The organism is Marinobacter sp. ELB17 (assembly GCF_000169375.1).
GTDB lineage: Bacteria > Pseudomonadota > Gammaproteobacteria > Pseudomonadales > Oleiphilaceae > Marinobacter.
Map to the genome: position 1 here is coordinate 1 of NZ_AAXY01000064.1, position 3,110 is coordinate 3,110.

The window sequence follows — 3,110 nt, forward strand, 5'->3', positions numbered from 1 at the left end:
GTGTGCACCAAACGCCAAGAGCGTACCCTCTTGGCGGTCCTGCCAGCCGCGCACTGATCCGCTCTGATCCACTTAATAAATACCTTATCGCGCTTGCTACATTTAGGCCAATGGCCTATAATTTATATATTGAGAATTTGCGTACGCCAGTTAACATACGGCGGATCGCCACAGCGGAAGACACTCATGGCACACCAAGCTCGCAACAGCCACCAAGAACGATTTATCCAGTCGTTTAGCCAGGAGGACGTCATGGAAAACCATATTGAGCAGCGCACAAGCGGCGAGATTAAGACTGAGATTAAAAGACTGGAACAGGAAATAAAATCCTTAGAGCGCAACGTGTCACGATCAACCGTCCGCTTTTTTTGGACTCTGAACTTCATCGTTTTGATTTGGATCTTCCAGCTCGGCTCCGGACTATGGCAGGGTGCGTTACTTTCTCTCGTGGGCCTATTTTTAATGGCCATGGCAACCGACTACCACACCGACAAACAATGGTTCAGCTTTGCCTTTTTCAGAACCGCACGCCACGCCCTGATTGATGGCTGGGCAGCCAGATTGAATTCGCTAAAAAGTGGATGCTAATGCCATGACCAACCCAAAACTACAGGATGACAAGCACACCAATGAACAGTATTGCGCAATCTGCTACTGCGTTCTGGATTCGGCACCCGACCAGCGCAACCTGGGTGGCGACTGCCTGCGATGCATAGCCGACTGTGACGATCCGTAAGCCATAGCTGAGCTGGCCAAGCTAGACACGAACCCAAAAGATTACATTATGGGCCGGCAACCGCCAGCAACCAGGCAACCGCCAAACCGGAGAATTGTCGTGAACCGCAAGAAAAAAGCTCCACCCACGATCAATCGCGAAGATAGGCCCTTCTTTTGCTTCGGCAAGGTTTTGTTTCTGCTGGCGACCGGCGTACTGGTTTACGCGCTAGCACTGCTGGCATGGCTACCGGCTGGTTTTATATGGCAGCAACTGCAACCACAAATAACCATGCCCCAGGGCATCATGGTCACCCAGGTGTCCGGTACATGGTGGCGTGGTGCAGCCTCGGCCGTGGCGAGCGGCTACCCCTTTCGCGTGCAATGGCAATTAGGCTGGCCACAACTGAGCGAACTGGCTATTCCGATCAGCTGGGAAATCGACACCGCACAATCAGAATTACACGGCGACCTTGGACTGGCGTGGCCAAGTATCGCTACCGTGACTGCCGAAGGTAGCTTGGTAGTCGACGAATTTGAATCACTCATTCGCCAAAGCGGCGGCGCAATGGTCACAGGTACGATCAATATCAACCATTTTGCGCTGCTCTGGCAGGACAATCAGCTGGAGTCTGCCAGCGGCCTTGGGCAATGGCAGGGCGGGCTTGTGAGCTGGCCGATGGCCGAACGGACCGAGAGCGCAAACTTCCCGCCCATGCAGGCAAGCCTCGGCACCACCAAGGGGGGACTGGCTCTTCAGGTTGCAGCCCGTGACAGTGACGGACCGGCTGCCAGCGCCACTGTATTGTGGAATGGGATGCTAGATTTGCGGGTGTACAAGCGCTTGCTCGATTTGGCTGGCCAGCCATGGTCGGATTCGGCAAAACCCGAAGATATGGTGTTTCGTATCCGCCAGCCTTTGCTACAAGGGGTCATGTAAATGCTGACGATGACGGACAGTTTTAAAACGCGCTTGGCGAGTTGGTTACTGCTGGTGCTGGTTATATACGCAGCCGTCAGTGTAGCTCAAATCACTTGGTTACTGGCGTGGCCGGAGCAATCAGTCTCTCGACCAACACAAGCAAATGCAGTAGCGACAGACTCCCACCACACTTTGACTTCAGTTGCCAACTACCCCCTGTTTGGCAGTCCCACGAAATCGCAAGGCCCGCCGATGAGCGTTAAACGAAGGGCTCAGGAAACCGGCCTTCGATTGCAACTGTCGGGCGTGATGGTGGGCGAGCAACCAGAAAGATCCAGCGCTATCGTGGCGCAAGACAATGGCGACACCGCATATTACCGGATCGGCGATGCCTTACCCGGCAACGCTGAGCTGATAGAAGTGGAGGCCAGTCATATTCTTATTCTCCGCAATGGCCGTTATGAAACCCTGACCTTTGACGATCCTTTGCTGGGCAGTGGAATCACAGAGGTTGTAGAGCAAACCAAGCAACCCGTTAAATCAGCTGAAAAGTTCTTGAGCGATACTAAGGCAAAGTTGGATAACCAGGGAGAAGCGGCACTGGCTCCCTTCGGCTTACGACCAACAGAAGCCGGTGCAGACGGGTACGTTTACGATGGTTCGAATGCCATGCTCAATGCAGTGCACTTAGAGGCCGGTGATGTTATTGCCGCCATTAATGGCCAAGCGCTGGGCACAATAGATAAAGATAAAACCTTGTTGGATAACTGGCGGAAACAGCCCTTGCTGAACATTGAAGTTCAGCGCAACGGTCGGAGTCTGATCGTCAGTTATGCCATTCCCGAGCAGTGGATGTGATCGCGACCAAAAAAAAGCGAAACACAGGAAAAAACTTGACTCGATTAGGCCATTGGCCTAACATACAGTTATTGAAGTGTTGGCAACCGCCAGACTGCAGGCCAACTGGCCAACCAGGGGACGCAACCATGTACTACCAGAACGAAGTGACCGGAACCCACAGCGCCACCATCAATGGAAAGCCGACTGGACTGGCTGGCTGCACCAAAAACGCCACCTGCGACAAGGCTTCCGACTGTCTTCGTGCAAACGAGGCGCTGGCGCACCGAGAGGACATGAATCCGAACAACAGCCTAAGCTGCCGGTATCGCATACCCACCGTGGGCGCCAAGACCACCAAGGTTACCCAAGTGCTCTATTCACCGGCTGAGTTTGACACCATGGATGGCAGAGGTTACTGGAGCAAGCGGCGCGGCTGGACGACCATCGACAAGGCTGACCGGCTCACCCCACTGGATGCCCACTACCTCAACCTGCCGCAGTCGTTATGTCAGGATCGCCAATGGATAGACGACCCAGAACTGAGCGTCACCGCCAGCACAAGCGTGGCCTAACCCTAAACCCTACTCCGCGCTCCCGATCCAATATCGGGAGCTGCAAACCTAACTCGCGTTGT

The 3,110-nt window shown here is 54.1% G+C and carries 6 protein-coding genes; all 6 read left to right on the forward strand.

Going from position 1 to position 3,110, the window contains the following annotated elements; genetic code table 11:
- Positions 1-239: hypothetical protein (locus tag MELB17_RS26015; protein WP_227499022.1), on the forward strand; the 239-nt coding region annotated here is incomplete at its 5' end.
- Positions 240-252: 13 nt separating this feature from the next.
- Entirely contained in the window at positions 253-588 is a 336-nt protein-coding gene (locus MELB17_RS22930; protein ID WP_157133396.1) for a hypothetical protein, read from the forward strand.
- Positions 589-592: 4 nt separating this feature from the next.
- Complete coding sequence (locus MELB17_RS24855; RefSeq protein WP_007352732.1) at positions 593-736, forward strand: hypothetical protein; 144 nt, start codon at positions 593-595, stop codon at positions 734-736.
- Between the two features lie 99 nt (positions 737-835).
- Positions 836-1,654: a type II secretion system protein N gene (gspN, locus tag MELB17_RS22935; protein WP_007352733.1), complete on the forward strand. Its 819-nt coding sequence runs from the start codon at positions 836-838 to the stop codon at positions 1,652-1,654.
- A 9-nt stretch (positions 1,655-1,663) separates the two neighbouring features.
- Complete coding sequence (locus tag MELB17_RS22940) at positions 1,664-2,494, forward strand: type II secretion system protein N (RefSeq protein WP_227499023.1); 831 nt, start codon at positions 1,664-1,666, stop codon at positions 2,492-2,494.
- Between the two features lie 128 nt (positions 2,495-2,622).
- Entirely contained in the window at positions 2,623-3,048 is a 426-nt protein-coding gene (locus tag MELB17_RS22945; RefSeq protein ID WP_007352735.1) for a hypothetical protein, read from the forward strand.
- The last annotated feature ends 62 nt before the right edge of the window (positions 3,049-3,110 follow it).